General features: G+C 59.7%; 16 protein-coding genes. 4 read left to right on the plus strand and 12 right to left on the minus strand.

Features of this window, described 5'->3' with window-relative positions; all coding sequences use genetic code 11:
• Positions 1-27: 27 nt before the first annotated feature.
• On the minus strand, positions 28-1,197 hold the full coding sequence (locus tag ACXHRN_RS08085) for an aminotransferase (protein WP_488640804.1): 1,170 nt from the start codon (positions 1,195-1,197) through the stop codon (positions 28-30).
• 267 nt (positions 1,198-1,464) lie between these two features.
• On the opposite strand from ACXHRN_RS08085, the gene ACXHRN_RS08090 reads away from it, so the two are divergent.
• The 4 genes from ACXHRN_RS08090 (at position 1,465) to ACXHRN_RS08105 (ending at position 8,834) form a co-directional block, all read left to right on the plus strand.
• A complete protein-coding gene (locus tag ACXHRN_RS08090; RefSeq protein WP_488640805.1) occupies positions 1,465-2,238 on the plus strand; it encodes an outer membrane protein in 774 nt (257 codons plus the stop codon).
• A 265-nt stretch (positions 2,239-2,503) separates the two neighbouring features.
• Positions 2,504-8,014, plus strand: a complete 5,511-nt coding sequence (locus ACXHRN_RS08095) for a DUF4347 domain-containing protein (RefSeq protein ID WP_488640806.1) — start codon at positions 2,504-2,506, stop codon at positions 8,012-8,014.
• A 183-nt stretch (positions 8,015-8,197) separates the two neighbouring features.
• Positions 8,198-8,668: a hypothetical protein gene (locus ACXHRN_RS08100; protein WP_488640807.1), complete on the plus strand. Its 471-nt coding sequence runs from the start codon at positions 8,198-8,200 to the stop codon at positions 8,666-8,668.
• 25 nt (positions 8,669-8,693) lie between these two features.
• Entirely contained in the window at positions 8,694-8,834 is a 141-nt protein-coding gene (locus tag ACXHRN_RS08105) for a hypothetical protein (protein WP_488640808.1), read from the plus strand.
• 10 nt (positions 8,835-8,844) lie between these two features.
• Here ACXHRN_RS08105 and zwf read toward each other — a convergent pair whose 3' ends face one another.
• From zwf to ACXHRN_RS08160, 11 genes are all read right to left on the minus strand, one after another.
• Positions 8,845-10,221, minus strand: coding sequence for a glucose-6-phosphate dehydrogenase (gene zwf / locus ACXHRN_RS08110; RefSeq protein ID WP_488640809.1), 1,377 nt, complete (start codon positions 10,219-10,221; stop codon positions 8,845-8,847).
• 27 nt (positions 10,222-10,248) lie between these two features.
• On the minus strand, positions 10,249-11,256 hold the full coding sequence (gnd, locus tag ACXHRN_RS08115) for a phosphogluconate dehydrogenase (NAD(+)-dependent, decarboxylating) (RefSeq protein ID WP_488640810.1): 1,008 nt from the start codon (positions 11,254-11,256) through the stop codon (positions 10,249-10,251).
• Positions 11,257-11,302: 46 nt separating this feature from the next.
• Positions 11,303-11,815: a hypothetical protein gene (locus tag ACXHRN_RS08120; RefSeq protein WP_488640811.1), complete on the minus strand. Its 513-nt coding sequence runs from the start codon at positions 11,813-11,815 to the stop codon at positions 11,303-11,305.
• Between the two features lie 99 nt (positions 11,816-11,914).
• Positions 11,915-12,979, minus strand: coding sequence for an ABC transporter ATP-binding protein (locus ACXHRN_RS08125; protein ID WP_488640812.1), 1,065 nt, complete (start codon positions 12,977-12,979; stop codon positions 11,915-11,917).
• 4 nt (positions 12,980-12,983) lie between these two features.
• Positions 12,984-13,817 (minus strand): carbohydrate ABC transporter permease, encoded by an 834-nt coding sequence (locus tag ACXHRN_RS08130; RefSeq protein ID WP_488640813.1) that lies wholly within the window; start codon positions 13,815-13,817, stop codon positions 12,984-12,986.
• Positions 13,818-13,821: 4 nt separating this feature from the next.
• Positions 13,822-14,757 (minus strand): carbohydrate ABC transporter permease, encoded by a 936-nt coding sequence (locus tag ACXHRN_RS08135; protein WP_488640814.1) that lies wholly within the window; start codon positions 14,755-14,757, stop codon positions 13,822-13,824.
• Positions 14,758-14,854: 97 nt separating this feature from the next.
• Positions 14,855-16,114, minus strand: coding sequence for an ABC transporter substrate-binding protein (locus ACXHRN_RS08140; protein WP_488640815.1), 1,260 nt, complete (start codon positions 16,112-16,114; stop codon positions 14,855-14,857).
• A gap of 35 nt (positions 16,115-16,149) precedes the next feature.
• A complete protein-coding gene (locus ACXHRN_RS08145; RefSeq protein WP_488640816.1) occupies positions 16,150-17,316 on the minus strand; it encodes a PLP-dependent transferase in 1,167 nt (388 codons plus the stop codon).
• Positions 17,313-18,035 (minus strand): FadR/GntR family transcriptional regulator, encoded by a 723-nt coding sequence (locus ACXHRN_RS08150; protein WP_488640817.1) that lies wholly within the window; start codon positions 18,033-18,035, stop codon positions 17,313-17,315. Before ACXHRN_RS08150 ends, ACXHRN_RS08145 begins: the two co-directional genes overlap by 4 nt.
• A gap of 428 nt (positions 18,036-18,463) precedes the next feature.
• Positions 18,464-19,462, minus strand: a complete 999-nt coding sequence (locus ACXHRN_RS08155) for an ABC transporter permease (RefSeq protein ID WP_488640818.1) — start codon at positions 19,460-19,462, stop codon at positions 18,464-18,466.
• Positions 19,463-19,506: 44 nt separating this feature from the next.
• Positions 19,507-20,247 carry an ATP-binding cassette domain-containing protein gene (locus ACXHRN_RS08160; RefSeq protein ID WP_488640819.1) on the minus strand — a complete coding sequence of 247 codons (741 nt, stop codon included), beginning with the start codon at positions 20,245-20,247 and terminating at the stop codon, positions 19,507-19,509.
• Positions 20,248-20,535 lie beyond the last annotated feature (288 nt).

The following is a 20,535-nucleotide window of genomic DNA, read 5'->3' on the forward strand; positions in this document are numbered from 1 at the left end:
CCGGCAGTGTCGGCGGCGTCATCGATATCAGATACTGAAGCCAGCCAGCCGTTCTTCCAGCTTCCGGATCGTCGGCGCATCGGCATTGGCAAAGGCAAAGCGCAGGTAGTTTTCCTGTCGCTCGCCGAAATACATGCCGGGTAGGCAGACGATTCCAGCCTCTCTCGCTAGCTGCTCGGCGACACGCTCTGATGGTACATCACCAAATGGATGGCGAATATAGGCGAAGTACGCGCCGATTGCCTGAAGCCCCCACTGCGGCAACCTGCTCATCACATCCTTCAGCGCCTGAGCGCGCACCGTGATTTCGCCGCGATTGCTTTTTCTCCAATCCGAAAGTGCCGGAATTGCCTTGGCAACAGCAGCTTGCGGCGCGCGCGGCGCACAGATCTGCAGGTTATCCATGATCTTGGCGACCTGATCGACCATCGCCTCGCCGGCGGTAATCGCACCGAGGCGGTGACCCGGAATGCAGTAGGACTTGGAAAAACTGTAGGTCAGGGCAAGAGTGTCTTCCCAGTTCGGGATGGAGAGGAGGTCGTGCGGCGACCCCGAACCCTCGTCGAGGAAGTCTCGATAGGTTTCGTCGAGGATCAGCCACGTGCCGTTCTCGCGGCATCGCATGAAGATTTCGTGCAGCAGTGAAGCAGGATAGACCGCGCCGGTGGGGTTGTTCGGCGTCACAAGAACCAGTGCCTTCATGCCTGGTACCAGCGCAGCCTTGACCGCATCAATATCCGGCAGGAAGGATTTTTGCGGGTCGCAGACTATCAGCGCGGACTTGATGCCGAGCATTGCAAGCGTGGTTTCCTGATTGAAATAGAAGGGGTTGGTCATGACGACCGTATCGCCATAGCCCGCAACGGCCATCGCCAGGCACATGAAGGCCTGGTTGGCCCCCGAGGTGATGTGAATGTTGGCGGCAGCCACCGGCGCGCCATAGAGTTCCGAAACATGGGCCGCATAGGCCGCGCGCAGCACGTCCTCGCCCTCGATCGCACCATAGCCGGTATACCGGCGGGAACCCGCCATCTCGGCCAGCCATGCCAGCATGTCGGGGTGGGGCGGGTAGCCGGGCACGGCCTGGCTCAGGTCGATCAGCGGTCCACGTGCGCCGTCATAGGCTGTTGCCCAGGCAAGCACGGATGGGATGGGCGGAGGTGACAGCCGGGAGACAAGTGGATTAAAGGCGGGCATCGGGACTATTCCTCCGGATCGATATCAACATTCCGCCTGGATTTCGCGGATTTTCCAGCTTTGGGCTCTATCAGGCGCGGCGGCTGGCTGAAAGTCCTTTTGGTCTCCTCGAAAGGCTGGAAGCACAGTCGTGTTAGAAAGGCATCACTTCTTTCCAAAACTTCAAACGCAGCTTTTCTTAATTTGCAGGTCGCGATATAGTGGTGTCATTAACATCATGAAGTTGCGTATATTCATTCTGATAAATCCTGGATTTGGGGACGTTTCTTGGCCAATCGTTTGCTTTTTGCGACCTCCGCTTCAGGTTTGATGTTGCTCGGCGTTTCCACTGCTTCCGCTGCTGATTTTTTCACTCCGGAGGCCACGTCACCCTCATGGAACAGCTGTTATTTCGGCGCGCATGTGGGCGCGGGACGCGCCACTGCGGACGCGACCGATTCGCCGTTCACCAAAGGACCATTTGCGCGAACGGGCTTTTCCTGGAACAGCGCGGCCGGACCTTACGAGACGATCAGCTCAAGGGATTCCGGTTTTGTCGGCGGGGTCGAGGCGGGTTGCGACCGGCAGTTCGATTTTGGCAGTGCAGCATTCGTGCTGGGTGGCGTCGTCGATTTCGATGTGGCGAATTTGAGTGGGACCGGCACATCGGCAATTGTCAGCGACACGCGCACCAGCTTTGGCATGGACTGGACCTCCAGCGCCCGCGCACGGGCCGGCGTCGCGGTATCGGACGTGCTTCTCTACGGTACCGGCGGTGTGGCAATTGCCGATATCAATGTGCGCGCGTTTGACACGACAATCTTCCCCACGCAGGGGCTGATGGATGTCTCGAAAGATGGCGTCAGGGCAGGCTGGGTCGTGGGCGCCGGCGCCGAATGGCGCATCAAGCCGCAATGGTCGATCGGTGTTGAATACCTGCATTACGATTTCGGCTCGATCACGGCCACCGGCGCTGCACTGGTGCCGACGGGAGCATTTCCGCGCTTCAAGAACGATGTCGCCTTCGACACCGTGCGGGTCGGCCTGAAATGGCGGTTCTAGGCTACTGCATAATTCCTTAAATCGGAATCGATTTAAGGACAAAATTATGCAGCAATTCAAAGTGCTACAGCGACCTTTGCGCGTCTCTTAAGACGCGCGGCGCTGTAGAAGGCCGTTTGGAAGTCTTGCTGAGCTATCGGCAAGTGTAACGAGGCGGGTTCGCGGGGGAGGTGCTACGCGAATCCCAGAGTTCATCGAGGGGATCGAGGGCACGCCGTCCGGTTTGCTGCCCATTTCGTCCGACATCATTTTCCCGGGGGAAGCCATGACCGAGTTCGCGATCACCGTTGCCGAACGCAACCCAGCGCGCCAGATATTCTTCATCGATGCCGGGGTCGCCGATGCCACAAGCATCGTTGAAGCTCTTCCGCCGCGTGCTGAAATCGCATGGATCGATGCGTCGCGGGACGGACTGTCTCAGCTCGCGGAATGGGCGCACGGCAAATCCGGCTATGATGCCGTCCACATCATCTCCCACGGCCAGCCGGGCGCGCTTTTGCTCGGCAATATGCTGCTCGATCTTTCCGTTGTGCAGGCACGAAGAGATGAGTTGGGTGCGCTCGGGAATGCGCTGACAGCAACTGGCGATATCCTGCTCTATGGCTGCGAGGCCGCGTCCGGTGAACAGGGCCGGGCCTACATTGCCGCCTGGGCGAATGCGACCGGAGCCGATGTCGCGGCATCGGCCACACCAACCGGCATGGCAGAGCTTGGCGGCGACTGGGTGCTCGATAGCCGCATCGGCGCCATTGAGGCGCAGCTGTTGTCGATTCCCGGCTATGCCGGGCTGCTTGCGTCCGGGACGCTGACTTTCACCTCCGACGACCCAACTGACTGGGCTGACGGTATCGCCGAGGATGGCGAGGGCGGGTCCACGGATCTGTCTGGCATCACATTTCAAATATACAATATCAGCGACACCAGCGGCACGAAGATTGATGTGCCTATTGAATGGCACGACGACAACGAGCTGTCGACCGGCGGAGCTGTCGTTACCGGTCTGACTACTTTTGATACGGATCTATCCTTGACCGGCTGGGCTGGATTCGAAATCAAAAGCGCCGACGGCTCTGAATTCCAGCTCAATGGGTTCGAATGGTACGACTGGGGTGGTTGGACAGGCGAGGACGTTGTCGTTGTCGGTTATCACGATGGTGTCCAGGTTGCCTCGACGACTTTTGTCTCGAATACTGATGGTACGAGCGTTCTGCCGACATTCGATGCCACCTTCGATTACGTCGATGAAGTTCGTATCACGTTCTCCTCCGGGGCTGGCTGGGGAGCGATCAACAATTTCCAGATCGCCGACGCCGTCGTGCCTCTCGCTTCTCCAACGGCGACAGCGACAGGGGTGAGCCCGAGCTTCACGGAAAATGGATCGGCTGTCGACCTGTTCGGCAGCGTCAGCACTGCGACCAACGATTCCGGCCAGACCTTTGCCGGCATGACGATGACCGTCACCAATGTGTCGAACGGCGCATCCGAGACGTTGTCGATTGGTGGAACGACCGTCTCGCTGACCAATGGCAATTCCGGCACCATCTCCGGCATTGGCAGCTATTCCGTAAGTGTCAGCAGCGGGACTGCCACGATCACGCTCAGTGGCATGACGCGGAGCGACGCCCAGATGGCCTCGCTGATCGATGGCATGACCTATACCAACAGCAGCAACGATCCGGGCAGCACGAGCCGCGTCGTGACGATTACTGGCCTGACCGACAGTGGTGGCAGCAACAACACGGTATCGACGAGCATCACTTCGACCGTTGCGATGACGCCTGTTAACGATGCACCGACACTTTCGGCCACGGGCGGCACCGTGACATATACGGAAAACGATGCCGGCGTTGACCTGTTTTCGGGTGTCACGGCGTCCGCCTTCGAATCCGGCCAAAACCTCAAGGGACTTGCTCTCACCGTCAGCCACGTGACAGACGGTGCAAGCGAGATCCTGCATATCGACGGCACCGATATCGCGCTGACCAATGGCAATTCGGTCACCACGACAGGCAATGGGATGACTGTCTCGGTGACCTTGGTTGGCTCTACCGCCACGGTGACCTTGACCAAGACTGCCGGGCTGAGCGCTTCGGCCTATGCAACTTTGGTCGACGGTATCAGCTACCGCAATGCGAGCGATACGCCGACCGAGGCCGACCGGGTCGTGACGCTGACGTCGATCCAGGACAATGGCGGCACGGCCAGCGGCGGCGTCGATACATCGGCGCTTTCCATCGCAGCGACGGTCAGCGTGGTTGCGGCGAACGATGCGCCTGTCGCGGTGACATCTGGCGGAACCACGGCGGCTGCCGAAGGCTCGGTACAAGTGGTCGACAGCGGCCTGACGCTTTCGGACGCCGATAATTCGACATTGGCCACCGCCACGGTCTCGATCACCGGCAATTACCACTCTGGCGAGGATGTGCTGGCCTTCGTCAATAATGGCTCGACGATGGGTAACATCTCGGCGTCGTTTGACAGCACGACCGGGGTGATGACGCTGATATCGAGCGGTGGAACGGCAACGCTTGCCCAATGGCAGGCCGCCTTGCAATCGGTGACCTACAGCGACTCTTCGGACGCCCCGAATACCAGCAACAGGACAATTTCGTTCAGCGTCAACGACGGGACGACCGACAGCAGCGTCGCCACAAAGGTGCTTTCCGTCAGCGCAGCCAACGACGCGCCTGTCGTCAGCGTTCCAGCGTCTATTGCCGTTGACGAGGATACGTCGACCGCTGTTACGGGGATCAGTTTTTCAGATGTGGATGCCGGCAGTTCCAATGTCACGGTGACGCTTTCTGTCGGTTCGGGAAGCCTTGCCGCCACCAGCGGGAGCGGCGTTACCATTGGCGGCTCTGTGACTGCCCTGACGTTGACGGGCACGATCGCCAATATCAACAGCTACATCGCTGCTAGTCACGTTGCGTTCACGACGGCCAGCAATGCCACGAGTGACGTCACGCTCACGGCCTCGATCGACGATGGCGGCAACACCGGTAGTGGCGGTGCCAAGACCGACAGCCAGACCGTCACTCTGGAGGTCACTGCCGTCAACGATGCGCCCACGATCACGGCGCCGGGATCGATTGCTGTCAGCGAGGATGTCGCCTCGGCCCTGTCAGGAATCAGCTTTTCGGATGTCGATGCGGGTAACGGGCAGGTTACCGCAACCCTCTCGGTCGGGTCCGGCACGCTGGCTGCGACCAGCGGCAGCGGCGTTGTCGTCTCTGGCACCGGAACAGGCAGCATGACGCTCACCGGCTCGATCGCCGATATCAACGCCTTTGTCGCCGGAAGTAACGTTACTTTCACGACCGCTGCCAATGCGACAGGCAACGTGACGCTTACGGCGGCAATCGATGACGGCGGCAATACCGGCAGCGATCCCGGCAACTCTGGAACCGGCAGCAGCGAAGCCGCCAGCACGACGGTGACGCTCACCGTGTCGGCCGCCAATGACGCGCCGGTCAATACCGTGCCGGGAACGCAAAGCGGCGAACAGGATGTGAGCATCACTTTCAACAGCGGCAACGGCAATCTGATCTCGGTTTCCGACGTGGATGCGGGTTCTAATACGGTCCGTGTCACGTTGACGGTCACCCATGGCGATCTGACCCTTTCGGGTACCACCGGTCTCTCCTTTCTCGTCGGCAGTGGTGCAGGCGATTTGACCATGACATTTGAAGGCACGCTGACTGCCATCAACACGGCGCTCAGCGGCATGGTCTATGCTCCGACGCCGGGCTATTACGGTGCCGCCATCATTCAGATCACATCGAGCGATCTCGGGAATACAGGCTCGGGCGGTACCCAGACTGACACCGACACGATCTCGCTGTCGATCGCGCAGCCAAGTCCCGTCGTCAGCGATGTGTCGGTGACCAATGCGGATGGCAGTTACCATGTAGGCGATGTGATCACCGTCACTGTCAGTTTCGATGAGGCGGTTTCTGTCGATACAACGGGCGGGACTCCCACACTGCTGCTCGAAACCGGAACGACGGACCGCAACATCGTGTATGTCTCCGGATCGGGGACGGATACGCTGACATTCAGCTATATCGTGCAGGCCGGCGACCAGAGCGCCGATCTCGATTTTGCCTCAACGGCCGCGTTGACGCTGAACGGCGCCACGATCAGGGGTGTTGGCGGCTCTCATATCGACGCTGTCCTGACCTTGCCGACAACGGGTGGTGCTCATTCGATCGCTGGGCAGCACGCTATTGTCGTCGACGGGATCGCACCCACAGTATCGAGTGTGAGCGTGCCAGCCGATAGCGTCTACGAGGGAGGCCAGAATCTCGATTTCACCGTCAATGTTTCGGAGGCGGTCGTCATCGACACGACAGGCGGCACACCGCGGATTGCGATCACGCTCGATACGGGCGGCACGGTCTATGCAACGTATGTCAGCGGCAGTGGCTCCAGCGCATTGGTGTTCCGGATGACTGTCCAGGATAGCCAGATGGACATGGACGGCGTCTCGGTCGCGACGACCATCGACCTGAATGGCGGCACGATCCGTGATGCCGCTGGTAATAACGCGGTTACGACGCTGAACAATGTCGGCTCGACCACGGGTGTGCAGATCGAGAATGACGCACCCCTGCTCACCGGCGATCTGGCCGCCACCGTGCTCGAAGGCGGAAGCTATGCGCTGACCACGACTGACCTCAACTTCTCGGATCCGGACGATGGTGCTTCCGGCGTCACATTCACGATCTCGTCGCTCAGCCATGGCACCGTCAAGGTCAATGGCACGGCAGCCATGAGCTTTACCGGAGCGCAGCTGGCAGCCGGCCTTGTCACCTTCAAGCATGACGGCTCGGAAACGTCAGCTGCATCCTTCAAAGTCGAGGTCGAAGACGGCAACGAGGATGGCTCGGCGCCGGTTCAGTCGACATTCAATTTCGATGTCGATGCTGTCAACGATGCGCCCAGCCTGACGCTGACCCAGAAATTCACGTCAATTGCCGAAGATGCCTCAACCGCGTCCGCCCGCAAGGTGGCCGATATTGCCATCGGCGATGTGGATGGAGGCACCAATACGCTTTCGCTGGCTGGCGCAGATGCGTCGCTCTTTGAAATCCGCAACGGCGATCTATGGCTGAAGGCGGGCGCCAAGCTCGATTTCGAGACCAATCTGAAGCTCGATGTTACGGTGCGGCTGGACGATCCGGCCATCGGCTCGAGTTACGAGGACTCCCAATCGGTCAAGATTTCGGTCACCGATGTCGTCGAGCAGATTCCAGGCGGCACGGGCGACGACAAGCTTGTCGGCGGCAAGAACGACGATGTTCTCGACGGCAAGGGCGGTGACGACGTCATCAAGGGTGGCGGCGGCGATGACAAGCTCATCGGCGGCAAGGGAGTCGACACAATGACCGGCGGCGCCGGCCACGACACGTTCATCTTCGTCTCGATCAAGGATTCCGCACCGGGCATGTCTGGGTTCGTCAACAACGGCTCGTTTGATCCGCTTTCGGGAGCCGACAAGCGCGATATTATCACCGATTTCGGCGACGGCGACATCCTGAGCTTCAAGGCCATTGATGCAAATACCAAGCTTGCCGGCGACCAGGCCTTCGTCTGGCGCGGGCAGGGCGATTTTACCGGCAAGGCGGGCGAACTGACCTACCGCACATTCGACCATGCCGGTACCGCCAAGGACATGACGATTATCTATGGCGACACCAATCTGGATGGACGCGCCGATTTCCAGGTTGAGCTCACAGGCATCATCCACCTGACGAAGGGCGATTTCCTCTTATAGGCAAAGGGAAATGTCGGCAGATCTCGGCCGCTCGCACCGCAAATCTGCTGTGCGGGAGTCTGTAGTCATTCCCTTTGAATTCGGGATATCCAAGCGCTATCTATGCCAGGTCATGAAAATGTCATGAGCATACGCCGCCTGTTTCCCGAGTGCCCGTGAAGGGCCAGCTAGACGTGAAAATCTGTGACCCTTCCGCCTGATAAATCTCCCTGGCGATGGCTGCTGTGGCCATTCAGCATCGTTCTTGCCATTATCCTGTTGATCGATGATCTGGTGCGGCCGATCTATCGGCCGATCCTCGACTGGATTGCCACGCGACGGATCATGGAGCGGTTCCGGGCGGCGATAGAGCCACTGCCGCGGTTCACGATCCTGATCCTGTTCGGCGTACCGTTTGCCATTGCCGAGCCGCTCAAGGTTTTCGCGCTGTATCTGGTGGCGCGTGGCCTTGTTATCACCGGCATCGTCCTGCTGATCTTCGCTTACCTCATGACGTTCCTGATTGTAGAGCGTATCTATGAGGCTGGTCACGGCAAGCTTCTGACCTATCCCTGGTTTGCGTGGGCCATGACACAAATCAAGCAGGTCCGAGATGTGATTATCTCGGCCAAGAACATGATGGTCGCGAGGGCGCGGGCATGGCTTTCCAGATAGCGACGGTGCGGGGAGGGCGATAGCGATGAGCCGGGCGTTTACCAAGGAGATCGACGACGCGCCTCCGCCGCTCGCCCGTGCCGTGGACGGGGCCGTCGTCGGCGATGTCGTGGAATTCGAGGCCGCGGGCCGCGAGGAAGAGATAGAAGTCCTCTCCATTCGCTGACCCTCGTTTCTCACTTCGTCGGATTGACCCAGCCGTTCGGAGGCCCGAAGTTGGCCATGGCATCGGCCGGCCCCCATGTCCCCGGCTCATAGATCGCCGGTGGTGTCTTGTCGTCCAGCACCCTTCCGACGATCCGCCAGGCGATCTCGCTGGCATCCTCGCGGGTGAACAGTTGGGTATAGCCGTTCATGGCATCGCCGATCAGCCGCTCGTAGGGTTCCATGTCGCCTGCTGCGTCGTCGACCGCGCTGAGTTCGACCTGCTCGCCCGCCATGTCGTCGCCGGCGATCTTGCGGCGGGCGCCAATCGAAATCGACACTTCCGGCGTGATGCGGAAGCGGATGTAGTTGGAATTCTCAGGCCTGATCTCGTCGAAAATGCCGAGCGGCGGCGGCCTCAGCCTGACCACAACCTCGGTGGTCCGAACAGGTAGGCATTTGCCGGCCCGGATGAAGAAGGGCACACCCTGCCAGCGCCAGGTGTCGACGGCAAACCGCACCGCGGCAAAAGTCTCGACCGGGGAGGCAGGCGCCACGCCGGGTTCCTGCAGATAGCCGTTGAACTGGCCACGCACGACATCGTCCGCGGTCAGCGTGCGGATCGCTTTCAGCACCTGCACCTTTTCGTCAATCAGATCGTTGGCCGCGCTGGTTGCCGGCGGCTCCATCGCCAGCAGCAGCAGGATGTTGAGCAGGTGGTTCTGAATGACATCGCGAATGCAGCCGATCTCGTCATAGAAGCGGCCGCGGCCTTGGATACCAAAATCCTCGGCCATGGTGATCTGCACGCTTTCGACGTGGCTGCGGTTCCAGATCGGCTCGAGAAAGGAATTGGCAAAGCGGAAATAGAGCAGGTTCTGGATGGCTTCCTTGCCGAGATAGTGATCAATGCGGAATATCGACTTTTCTTCGAAGGCGATGTGCAACACCCGGTTCAGCCAGCGCGCCGATTGCAAGTCACGGCCGAAGGGCTTTTCCACCATCAGCCGGGCTCCCGCAGCCCCACCGGATTGCTCAAGGCCCTGCACGACCGGCTCGAACATGCTCGGCGGAATGGCGAGATAGTAAAGCGGATGCCGTGCGGAACCGAGGGTTTCCTTGAGCTTGTCAAAGGTCGACTGGTTGCGATAGTCGCCGCCGACATAGCGAAACAGGCCTGCGAGCCGGGCAAAAATCGCTTCATCAATGCTGCCAAGCGCCTGGGTGATGCTTTCGCGGGCGCGGGCCTGAAGCTGGCTTGCATCCCAATCTTCAAGCGCCACACCGACAATCGGCTCGGTCAATGTGCCGCGCGCCACCATGGCGTAAAGCGCGGGGAAAATCTTCTTGCGTGCCAGATCGCCGGTGGCGCCAAACAGCACCAGCGTGTCGGATCGTTCGCTTGTCATGATCATCTGTCTCCTATGCCAGCCGTATCAGGAGCCGGCCTTCGGTTTCTCGACATGGCCGCCAAAGGCATAACGCATGGCCGAGAGCAGTTTGTCGGAGAATTCGGATTGTCCTTGCGAACTGAAGCGGTCGAACAGCGCCGAAGACAGGACGGGCGCCGGCACGCCGGTGTCGATCGCGGCCTTCAGTGTCCAGCGGCCTTCGCCGGAATCCGAGACCCGGCCGCCGAATTGTGCCAGTGTCGCATCGCCTTTCAGCATGTCAGCGGTCAGGTCGAGGAGCCATGAGCCGATGACGCTGCCATGCCGCCAGACCTCTGTTACTGCAGCAAGATCGAGGTCGAACTGGTAGTATTGCGGGTCATGCAAGGGGCTGGTTTCCGCATCTGCCTCACGTTTGCCGCTGCCGGCATTGGCGGCTTTGAGAATGTTGAGGCCTTCGGCATAGGCGGCCATGACGCCGTATTCGATGCCGTTATGGACCATTTTGACGAAGTGGCCCGCGCCGCTTGGACCACAATGCAGGTAACCGAGTTCAGCCGTTGTCTTGGCTCCCGGCGCGCCTGGGTTGGCACCTGGTGCGAGTGTCGCGAAAATCGGATCGAGGCGCTTGACCGCTGCGTCCGGCCCGCCGATCATCAAGCAGTAGCCGCGTTCCAGCCCCCAGACGCCGCCACTGGTGCCGACGTCGACGTAACTGATGCCCTTGGGTTGGAGATGCGCCGCGTGGTCCACGGCATCGCGGTAGTTGGAATTGCCGCCGTCAACGATGGTATCGCCGGGCGCCATAAGGCCGGCGACTTGATCCACGATCCGACCGGTGATTGCAGCAGGCAGCATCAGCCAGGCGCTGCGGGGCGGCGTGAGTTTTGCAACAAACTCCTCCATGTTTCCCGCACCGATCGCGCCTTCCGCCACCAGTACTGCGACGCTTGCGGGATTGATATCATAGACGACGCATTCGTGGCCGTCGCGCAGAAGCCGCCTGACCATGTTGGCGCCCATTCGGCCCAGTCCCATCATTCCAATCTGCATGTCTCGCCTCTCGCTTTGGGGATGCTTCGAATAATTGGGGGATGCTTCAAAGTTTGCCGAAGGCGACGCCTTTCCAGCCCCAACCGGCCTGGTTGGTGGTCTCGATCAGCGGTGTTTTGATCTCTTCGGTGTTGAAGCGATATTCGTAGACCTTGCCGTAGGAGAGGTCTTCCTTGAAGGCATAGGCGGTGCCAAAGCTCATTTCCCATTTCTGGCCGCGAAAGGCTTCCGCGCTCAGACTCAGGCTTGGAACTCCGGCCCGCCATTCGACGGACCATTCCTGATCGACCGCCCGGACTTCGCCATTGGCGTCGTCGAACTTCATCAGGATCTTGAAGACCTTTTTCAGGCCGGCTTTGGCGAAGATTTCATACCAGCTGGTGTCGACGATCTTCCATTCGGCAACAAGATCAACGCCTTCCGGGGCGCCATCGCGAATGGTGAAGGGGGCGGTATCGCGGTTGGCTGCGAGCAATCGCTCGCGCAGAACCGCAGTGGATTGGCGTGCCATACCCGCCGGCGCGGCTTTCGTTCCGGTCAGCCAATCGAACAATCCCATCACAACGCTCCCCAAAGCAACGATGCCCCAACATAGCCTGCAGACAGGAAATAGCAGCCCCCTGCGGGAATATCTTTGAGCTCTCCAGCAAGGCCGGGACTAATCGATCCGCTGGCCGGCTGCGTCGAACAGATGCAGATGTTTGGCAGGGAAATTCACCGAGATCTTCGACCCCGATTTCAGGATGTCGCGGTTGAGCGTGAACAGTTTGAACGGCACGCCCTGCATCGATGCGTGCACGATGATGCCGAAGCCGGTCGGCTCCATCAATTCGATGTTGGCGATCATACCACCATCCTCGACCAAGACATGTTCGGGGCGGATGCCGAGCGTGATACGCGCACCGGGTGCGATGACGGTCTTGGTGTTGATCGGGATGGCAGCACCGTCGGCCAGCAGTACCTCGGTGCGCTCGCCGGAGACCGCGCATTCCCCTTCGAGGAAGTTCATGCCGGGTGAGCCGATGAAGCCGGCGACGAACAGATTGGCGGGTCGGTCGTAGAGGTCGAGCGGCGAGCCAACCTGCTGTACCACCCCGCCATGCATGGCGACGATCCGGTCCGCCAAAGTCATCGCCTCGATCTGGTCATGGGTGACGTAGATCGATGTCGCCTTGAGGTCGCCATGCAGTTTCTTGATTTCGGCCCGCATCTGCTCGCGCAGGCGGGCATCGAGATTCGACAGTGGTTCGTCGAACAGGAATGCCTTGGGCTGGCGAACGATGGCGCGGCCCATGGCGACACGCTGGCGCTGGCCGCCGGAGAGCGCTTTCGGCCGGCGTTCCAGCAGCGGATCGAGCCCGAGCTTGGAGGATGCGGCCGCCACGGCGCTGGCGATCTTTTCCTTCGCCTGCTTTCTCAGCTTGAGGCTGTAGCTCATGTTGTTGGCGACATTCATATGCGGATAGAGCGCGTAGGACTGGAACACCATGGCGATGTCGCGGTCCTTGGGCGCGAGGTCGTTGACGCGCTTTCCGGCAATGCTGATATCGCCGCCGCTAACCTCTTCGAGACCTGCAATCATGCGCAGCAGCGTGGACTTGCCGCAGCCGGACGGGCCGACCAGCACGATGAATTCGCCGTCCCTGATGTCAAGATCGACGCCGTGCAGCACCCGCACGGTGCCGAAGGATTTCTGGACGTTGTGGATGGTAATCGATGCCATGACTTTAACCTTTGACCGCGCCGGCCGTCAGGCCCTGGACGAGATAACGCTGTATGAGCAGGAAGAAGAGGCCGGCGGGGATCAACGCCATGACGCCGGCCGCCATCATCTGCCCGAAATCGACCGAGAATTTCGAGACGAAGGTAAGCAGCCCGACCGGAAAAGTTGCCGCGTCATTGCCGTTGATCAGCATGAGTGCAAACAGAAGCTCGCTCCATGCGGCGGTGAACACGAAGCCCAGCGTCGCGGCGATTCCCGGCAGGGTCAGCGGCAGGATGATCTGCCGGAAGGCGACAAACTGCGTGGCGCCATCGATCATAGCCGCTTCTTCCAGATCCTTGGGAATGCCATCAAAAAACGACTGCATCAGGAAAGTCGCGAAGGGAACGTTGAAGGCGGTGTAGACAATCACCAGGCCCGTCAGGCTGTTGGTCAGGCCGAGTGGCGAGAGCATCTTGAAGATCGGCGCCACCAGCATGACCAGCGGAAACATCTGCGTCAGCAGCATTAGCGCCACGATCCAATACTTCGCCCGGAAGCTGAATCGCGACAGCGCATAGCCTGAGAGCGAGGCGCAGATAGTCACTGTGACCGCGGTCGCGGCAGAGACGATCAAGCTGTTCTTGAAGAAGGTCGGGAAGGCGCTGTGCTGAAGCACGAAGGAATAGTGCTCCCATGTCGTTCGCGACGGCCACATCCTGACCCCCTCAGAATAAAGCAGGTCATTGGGTGTCACCGACACCTTGAGCAGCCAGAACAGCGGAAACAGCGCAAACACGATGTAGCACAGGATCGCCAGGCGATGTGCGATGGTGGGGATGATGACGCCGGTTCGCATAGGCTCAGTCCTTGTTCAGCAGCATCTGCCGGAGCAGGATGATCAGCATGGAATAGGCGAGCAGCAGTGCCAGCAGCACAAGTGCGATCGCGGAGGCATAACCGAAATCCAGCCGCTTGAAGGCCATGGTGAAGATGTAGCTCGCCACGATCTGCGTCCGGTCGGCGGGGCCGCCATTGGTCATGACGACGATCAGGTCGGCGAAATTGGAAATCCAGACGGTTCGCAGCAGAACGGTGATGGCGATGGTCGGCGCGAGGAAGGGCAGGGTGATCGAGCGAAACCGCTGGAACCAGCCGGCACCGTCGATGGACGCCGCCTCATAGAGGTCGCGCGGGATGGCTTGCAGCGCCGCGAGCAGCGTGATTGCGAAGAAGGGAATGCCCCACCAGATATTGGCGATGATCGGCCCCCACATCGCGTAGTGCGGATCGGAGAGAATATTGCCGGGCTCACTCATCAGGCCCATGGCGTAGAGCCAATGCGGGATCGGGCCGATAACCGGATTGAACAGCCACGCCCAGTTAAGGCCAGCGAGGAAGCTCGGGACGGCCCAGGGCAGGAAGACCAGCGCCTGGACGATGCCGCGGCCGGCAAATGGCTTGTCCAGCAGCAGCGCCAGGATCAGGCCGAAGATGAACTGCAGGCTGACGGACGCGCCTGTCCACCACAGCGTGTTCTTCAGCGCACCATAGAAGGCGGCATCCTGCGACAATTCACGAAAGTGATCGAGGCCAACAAAGCCGCCGGAAAACGGATTGAGCAGGACGATATCCCTGAAAGCATAGGAGATGCCAACCACCAGCGGCACCAGCATGACACCGGCGATCAGGACAAGCGACGGTGCGCTATAGAGATAGGGGCCTGAAGCATCGGCAAGACGCTTCAGCCACGGCTTGCGGTCACGCCGCCCGTCGCTCATGTCGGCAGTGATGGTCATCAGCCAAGTATTCCCATATCAGGCGTTTTGCGCCTTTTGTCGTTAAGGTCGGTGGCGACCGACACCCCTGTCGATCGCCACCGCATGCTCGCCCTGCTTATTTCTTGGCGAGGAACTTTTGCTGCGCCTTGGTGAGATAGTCAGCCCACTGGTCGGCAAGTTCCTTCGGCGTGATGTCGCCCAGCAGCGCCTGCTGGGACGTCTTGATGGCGATCGAATCCTTGAAGAAGGCAAATTCTTCCAGGTAGGTCGGCATCACCGTCGGCACGGTGTTCGGGTCGGCCAATTCCTCGAACCAGCCCTTGAACTGGTCACCCTTGTAGAAGGGATCCTCCGAGGCCGCTGTATAGGCGGGCAGGGCGCCGATGCGCTTGTTCCACTCGATATTGCCTTCCGGGCCCTCGAGGGTGGCGATCAGCTTCCAGGAAAGGTCCTTGTCCTTGGCTGACGTAAACATCGACCAGCCGCCATAGCCAATGGTCGGGAAGGACTTGCCATCCGGGCCTTTGGGCAGCGGCATGACGCCGAAGTCTTCCTTCTTCATGCGTTCGGCAATCGCGATCAACGCATCCGGATCCTGATCAAGGAAAGCGCAGGTGCCGGAATAGAAGCCGGCCACGACTTCGTTAAAACCCCAGTTGACGCTGTCCTTCGGCGCATAGCCCTTCTTGTAGAGATCGACCATCCATTCGATGCCCTTGGCCCAGCCTTCGCTGTTCATGGTCGAGGTGCCGTCTTCGTTGAAATACTTGTTGGAGCCAGCCATCGAGGCGGCGAAGATCATCCAGCCATTGAGACCGCCGGGGCCACCGCGCATGCAGTAGCCGTACTTGCCTGGGAGCTTAGAGACGGCGGCAGACGCGGCCGTGAATTCCTCCAGCGTCTTCGGCGGCTCCTTGACACCGGCCTCAGTGAGAAGTTTCTTGTTGTAGAACATGGCGCGGAGATAGAAGCCGTAGGGCAGCATGTAGGCGGTGTTGTTGACATCGCGGCCGAGTTCGAGCGCGCGCGGCGTCAGTTCCTTGGTGTGCTCCCAGCTATCGAGATAGGGTTCCAGGCTTTCGAGCATGCCGTTGTTAGCGTAGAGCGACAGCCAGGTGTCGGGCATTTCCATCACGTCAGGCACATCGCCAGCGGAGACCATGGTGGCGAACTTCTGGAAGGCTTCGTTCCACGGCAGCGAGATGATGTCGACCTTGGTGCCGGGATTGGCGGCTTCGAACTTGGCGACGATCGATTTCAGGGTTTCGGTGCGCTCAGGGCTGGTGATCACCTCAACCAGCTTAAGTGTCGTGTCGGCGAGCGCGGTGCCTGCCATCATTGCCGCGAAGAGCGCTGCAGTAACCAGTCTTTTCATATTCGTTCTCCCAGTTTGTATTTTGTTTCAAGGCTTTACGAAGCGATTGCCATTGCCGCTTCGATGTCTTTCCACAGCGCCTCGGTTCCTTCGAGGCCGACATGGAGGCGTACGGACCGCTTGTTTATGCCAAAGGCTTGCGCGGAATTTGGCTGTGCTTTTTGCTGAAGCACGACCTCGCCCGGTACGATCAGGCTTTCGTGTCCACCCCAGCTGACGCCCAACTTGAAGAGCTTGAGGTGATCGGCGAAGGCGCGGATATCCACCCCTTCGCGGAATATGAATGAGAATAGGCCGGACGTGCCGTTGAGCCCGTTGGGCAGGCGGTTGGCGAGGCCGGGATGGCAGACCTGCTCGACCAGCGCATGATCCTGCAGTCGGCGGGCGATCTCCAGGCCGGACGCCTCATGCGCCTTCATGCGGATCGGCAGCGTGCGCATGCCGCGTATCAGCAACCAGGCATCGAACGGCGACAGCTTGCCGCCGAGATAGGGATAGGCCTCGGCCTTGATGCGGGCGATCATATCTTTCGAGCCGGCAACCACGCCAGCAACGACATCGCTATGGCCGCCGAGATATTTCGATGCCGAGTGCAGCACGAGGTCGACACCGAGCTTGATCGGCTGCTGGAAGATCGGGCTTGCCCAGCTGTTGTCGATGACGCTGATAATGCCGTGCTGCCTGGCGAGAGCGGCCAGCGCGCCGACGTCATGAGCTTCCATCACCCAACTTGTCGGGCTTTCGAGATAGAGCAGCTTGGCGCCGGGCAGGGCGCGCGCGACCTCTTCCTCGTCACGGCCGTCGACATAGGTCACCTCGACCTTCATCTTCTTGAGAATTGTGCCGAACAGGCGGAAGGCGTCGGGATAGACGTGCTTGACTGCGACGATGCGGTCGCCAGGCTCCACGAAGCTGAGGACGGTCGACGAGATTGCCGCCATGCCGCTGGCGAATCCGAGCGCATCCTCGGCGCCTTCGAGCTTTGCCAGCGTTTCCTCAAACATGCGGACGGTCGGGTTCAGGCCACGGGTATAAATGGGCCGGACCTTTTCGCCGCGATAGGACGAGATCATATCGTCATAGTCGGAGAAAGTAAAAAGCGAGGTTTGAAAGATCGGTGGCACGACGGCTTCAGCATAATTGCCCTCGTCGTGAGTGACGATCAGCGAGGCAAGATCAAACGGGTCGAGGCCGTCAGTCATTTCGACATTTCCTTGATATCTTCCTCGACCACGTCGAGGATTTTTAGCGTCTCGCGGCGCGCTGCTTCAGTGTCTTGAGCGGCGATGGCGTTGAAAAGAGTGCGGTGAAAAGGGAAGGACCGACGAGCAAAATCCTCGCGGTCGAACGGATGCGACCAGAAGCGCCAGAAGGCCTCGCGCATCTGCTCCAGCAGTTGCTTGAACAGCGGATTGTGCGTGGCGTCGTAGATGGCGAGGTGGAAGGCCAAGTCTTCGGGGCCGGAAGTGCCCATCGAAAGATGGACGCGTTCCATCTCGTCGAGTTTCTCTTCGATGTTGGCCAGATCAGCCGCCGTCCGGCGCCGGGCGGCAACCATTCCGGCTTCGCATTCGATGCCGCGGCGGACTTCCAGTGTCTGCAGCAAGGCGTCGCGCAGCAGCGGTGTATCGAGCGACAACGGCATGTGGATGGTGCCGGTCGATACTGGCTTCAGCAGATAAGTGCCGCTGCCCTTTCGGGTCTCCATGACCCCGAGCGCCTGGAAATGGCTGATGACTTCGCGAATGGTCGAACGGCCGACGGCGAGTGCGGACATCAGCTCTCGTTCGGCCGGCAGGCGGTCACCGGCCTTGAGGCTGGCGCGGTCGATGTAGGTCGACAGTGCCTCGATCACCTGGGCAGCGCGATCCAGAGGCGGAAGCGCCGCGATGTGCGGTTTGTCATTCACTGTAGCCGTCATTGCGGCGATATTCCCCGTTTGATGTCAGCTTCTCAAATTGGTCTGACATCCTAGCATTTATCACAAAGCGAGCTGTGTCAATCGGTGATCTTTCGGGATGAGGAAAAGTAAGTGGAGGATGCAGACGGATGTTCGGCGTCAACGGCTGTATGGCGCCGGGTTGAATCTGGAACTAGAGGAATGCCAATTACCGCATTGTTTTATCTGGGTATTTTTCCAGATGCGAATCTATCCGCCCTCATTCCTGTCCTTGTGACAGGAATCCAGCCGCGCCGCGTCGGCGGCGCGAAAGAGTCTTTTCGGCTTGCAGACGCAAGCCGGCTGGATTCCTGGGACAAGCCCAGGAATGACGGGTGGGGAGGCTTTGCTCGAACTCACTCGTCGTCCTTGAGTGAACAAAATTACTGCAAACGGCTGTTGCTGCCGTCCTAGTCGCTCTGACGATAGCTGCGAATACGATCGAAGAGCACGGCGAGCAAGATGGCGCCGCCGATGAAGGCACCTTGCCAGAAGGCATTGATTCCCAGCAGGCCAAGGCTGTTGCGGATGATCTCGATCAGCGCTGCGCCAATCAGCGCGCCCTTGGCGGTGCCGATGCCGCCGGCAAGATTGGCGCCGCCGATGACAGCTGCGGCGATGACCTGCAGTTCGAGACCTGAGCCGATATTGGTGGTGATCGCGCCCAGCCACCCGGTCTGGACGATGCCGGCAATACCTGCCGTCAGTGCCGAAACCATGTAGACCGCCATCTTGATCGCGGGGACAGGCACGCCGGTCAGGGTGGCTGCGTGCTCGTTGCCGCCGATGGCGTAGAGATAGCGGCCGAAGCGCGTCCAGCGCAGGATGAAGCCGGTGATCAGCGCCAGGATGATCATATAGACGACCGGATTGGCGATGCCGAACAGCCAGGCGCCGCCGCCCAATGCCAGCAGTTTGTCGTGATCAGGGCCGAACTGAAAGACAACCGTGTTGCCTGAGGCGACCATCGCCAGGCTTCGTGCGATGGACAGCATGCCGAGCGTCACGACAAAGGGCGGCATCCCGAGATAGGCGATGAAAAATCCGTTGATCGCACCGACGAGCAGCGCAGTCGCGACTGCTGCCAGAATGCCGACTTCGATGCCATAGCCCGCATGCATGACGACCCCGAGCACCATGCTGGTGAGGCACAGGACCGAACCGACCGACAGGTCGATGCCGCCGGTGATGATGACCAGCGTCATGCCGAGCGCGATGATCGCTACGAAGGTGACGTTGCGGGTGATGTTGTAAAGGTTCTTGGCGGTCGCAAAGGAATCCGTCGCAAAGGACAAGTAAAGGCAGGCCAGCATCACGGCAATGAAAACCCAGAACGTCTGGGTGTTGACGATGTCGGACAACCAGTTGCCCTGTTTTTCTTCGATCGCACTTTCCAGATTGGTTGTCATCGTCGACCTTCGGTTTTCTTGTGTGCTGTTGGCGGTGGCCTCGATCAGGCGTGGGTAATCGCACCGGTGATCAGGCCAGTCACTTCTTCTGCGGAGCTGTCTGCGATCTTCTTGTCGGCGACCTTGTTGCCGCGACGAAGCACGATGATGCGATCTGCGACATCGAAGACATCGGGCATGCGATGGCTGATCAGCACGACGGTGATGCCCTGGTCGCGCAGGCGGCGGATGAGGTTCAGCACCTCGGCGACCTGACGGACGGAAATGGCGGCGGTCGGCTCGTCCAGCAGCACGATCTTCGGGTTCGTCAGCCGGGTCCGGGCAATCGCGACCGCCTGCCGCTGGCCGCCAGACATCTTTTTGACGAGATCGCGGGGCCTCGTTTCCGACTTCAATTCCGCAAAGATCTGGCCGGCACGCTTGTACATCGAGGCATAGTCGAGGATGCGGAGCGGTCCTACTCCACGGCGCAATTCGCGTCCGAGGAAGACATTGGCGGCGGCAGTGAGGTTGTTGCAGAGCGCGAGATCCTGGTGGACGATTTCGATGCCGTGTTTGCGGGCGTCAACAGGATGGTTCATCACCAGATCCTGGCCATCCATCTGCATCGATCCATGGCTCGGCCGGAAATTGCCGGCGATCAATTTGACCAGGGTCGATTTGCCGGCGCCGTTGTCGCCCATCAGCCCGACGACTTCGCCGGCCTCGAGCGATATGGAGACATCGTTCAGCGCTTTGATCGCACCGAAATGCTTGGCAATGTTTGTAAGTTCGAGAACCGCCAACTGCCTGTGCCTCCCCGCACGTGGTAAGTCATGGCTGGCGCGTTACGGCGCGCTCATTCGAATTTTCAAGAAACTATGCCTGGCTTGTCTGTGAAGTCAACGAATTGTGTGATTAAATAAATGTTTAAAACCAAAGCGAAGAGACAGCTTATAGAATTCACTTGACGTTTGCACGCAACGGGTGCGACATCATCGTGGGAGTGAATTATAATACTAATACAATCTATGAATATTGTGGTGTGATCGAACTTCGGGAGGGTTCGAGTCCGGTCGTATCCGGTTGCTTGC

It is taken from the genome of Shinella sp. OV683 (assembly GCF_057787725.1).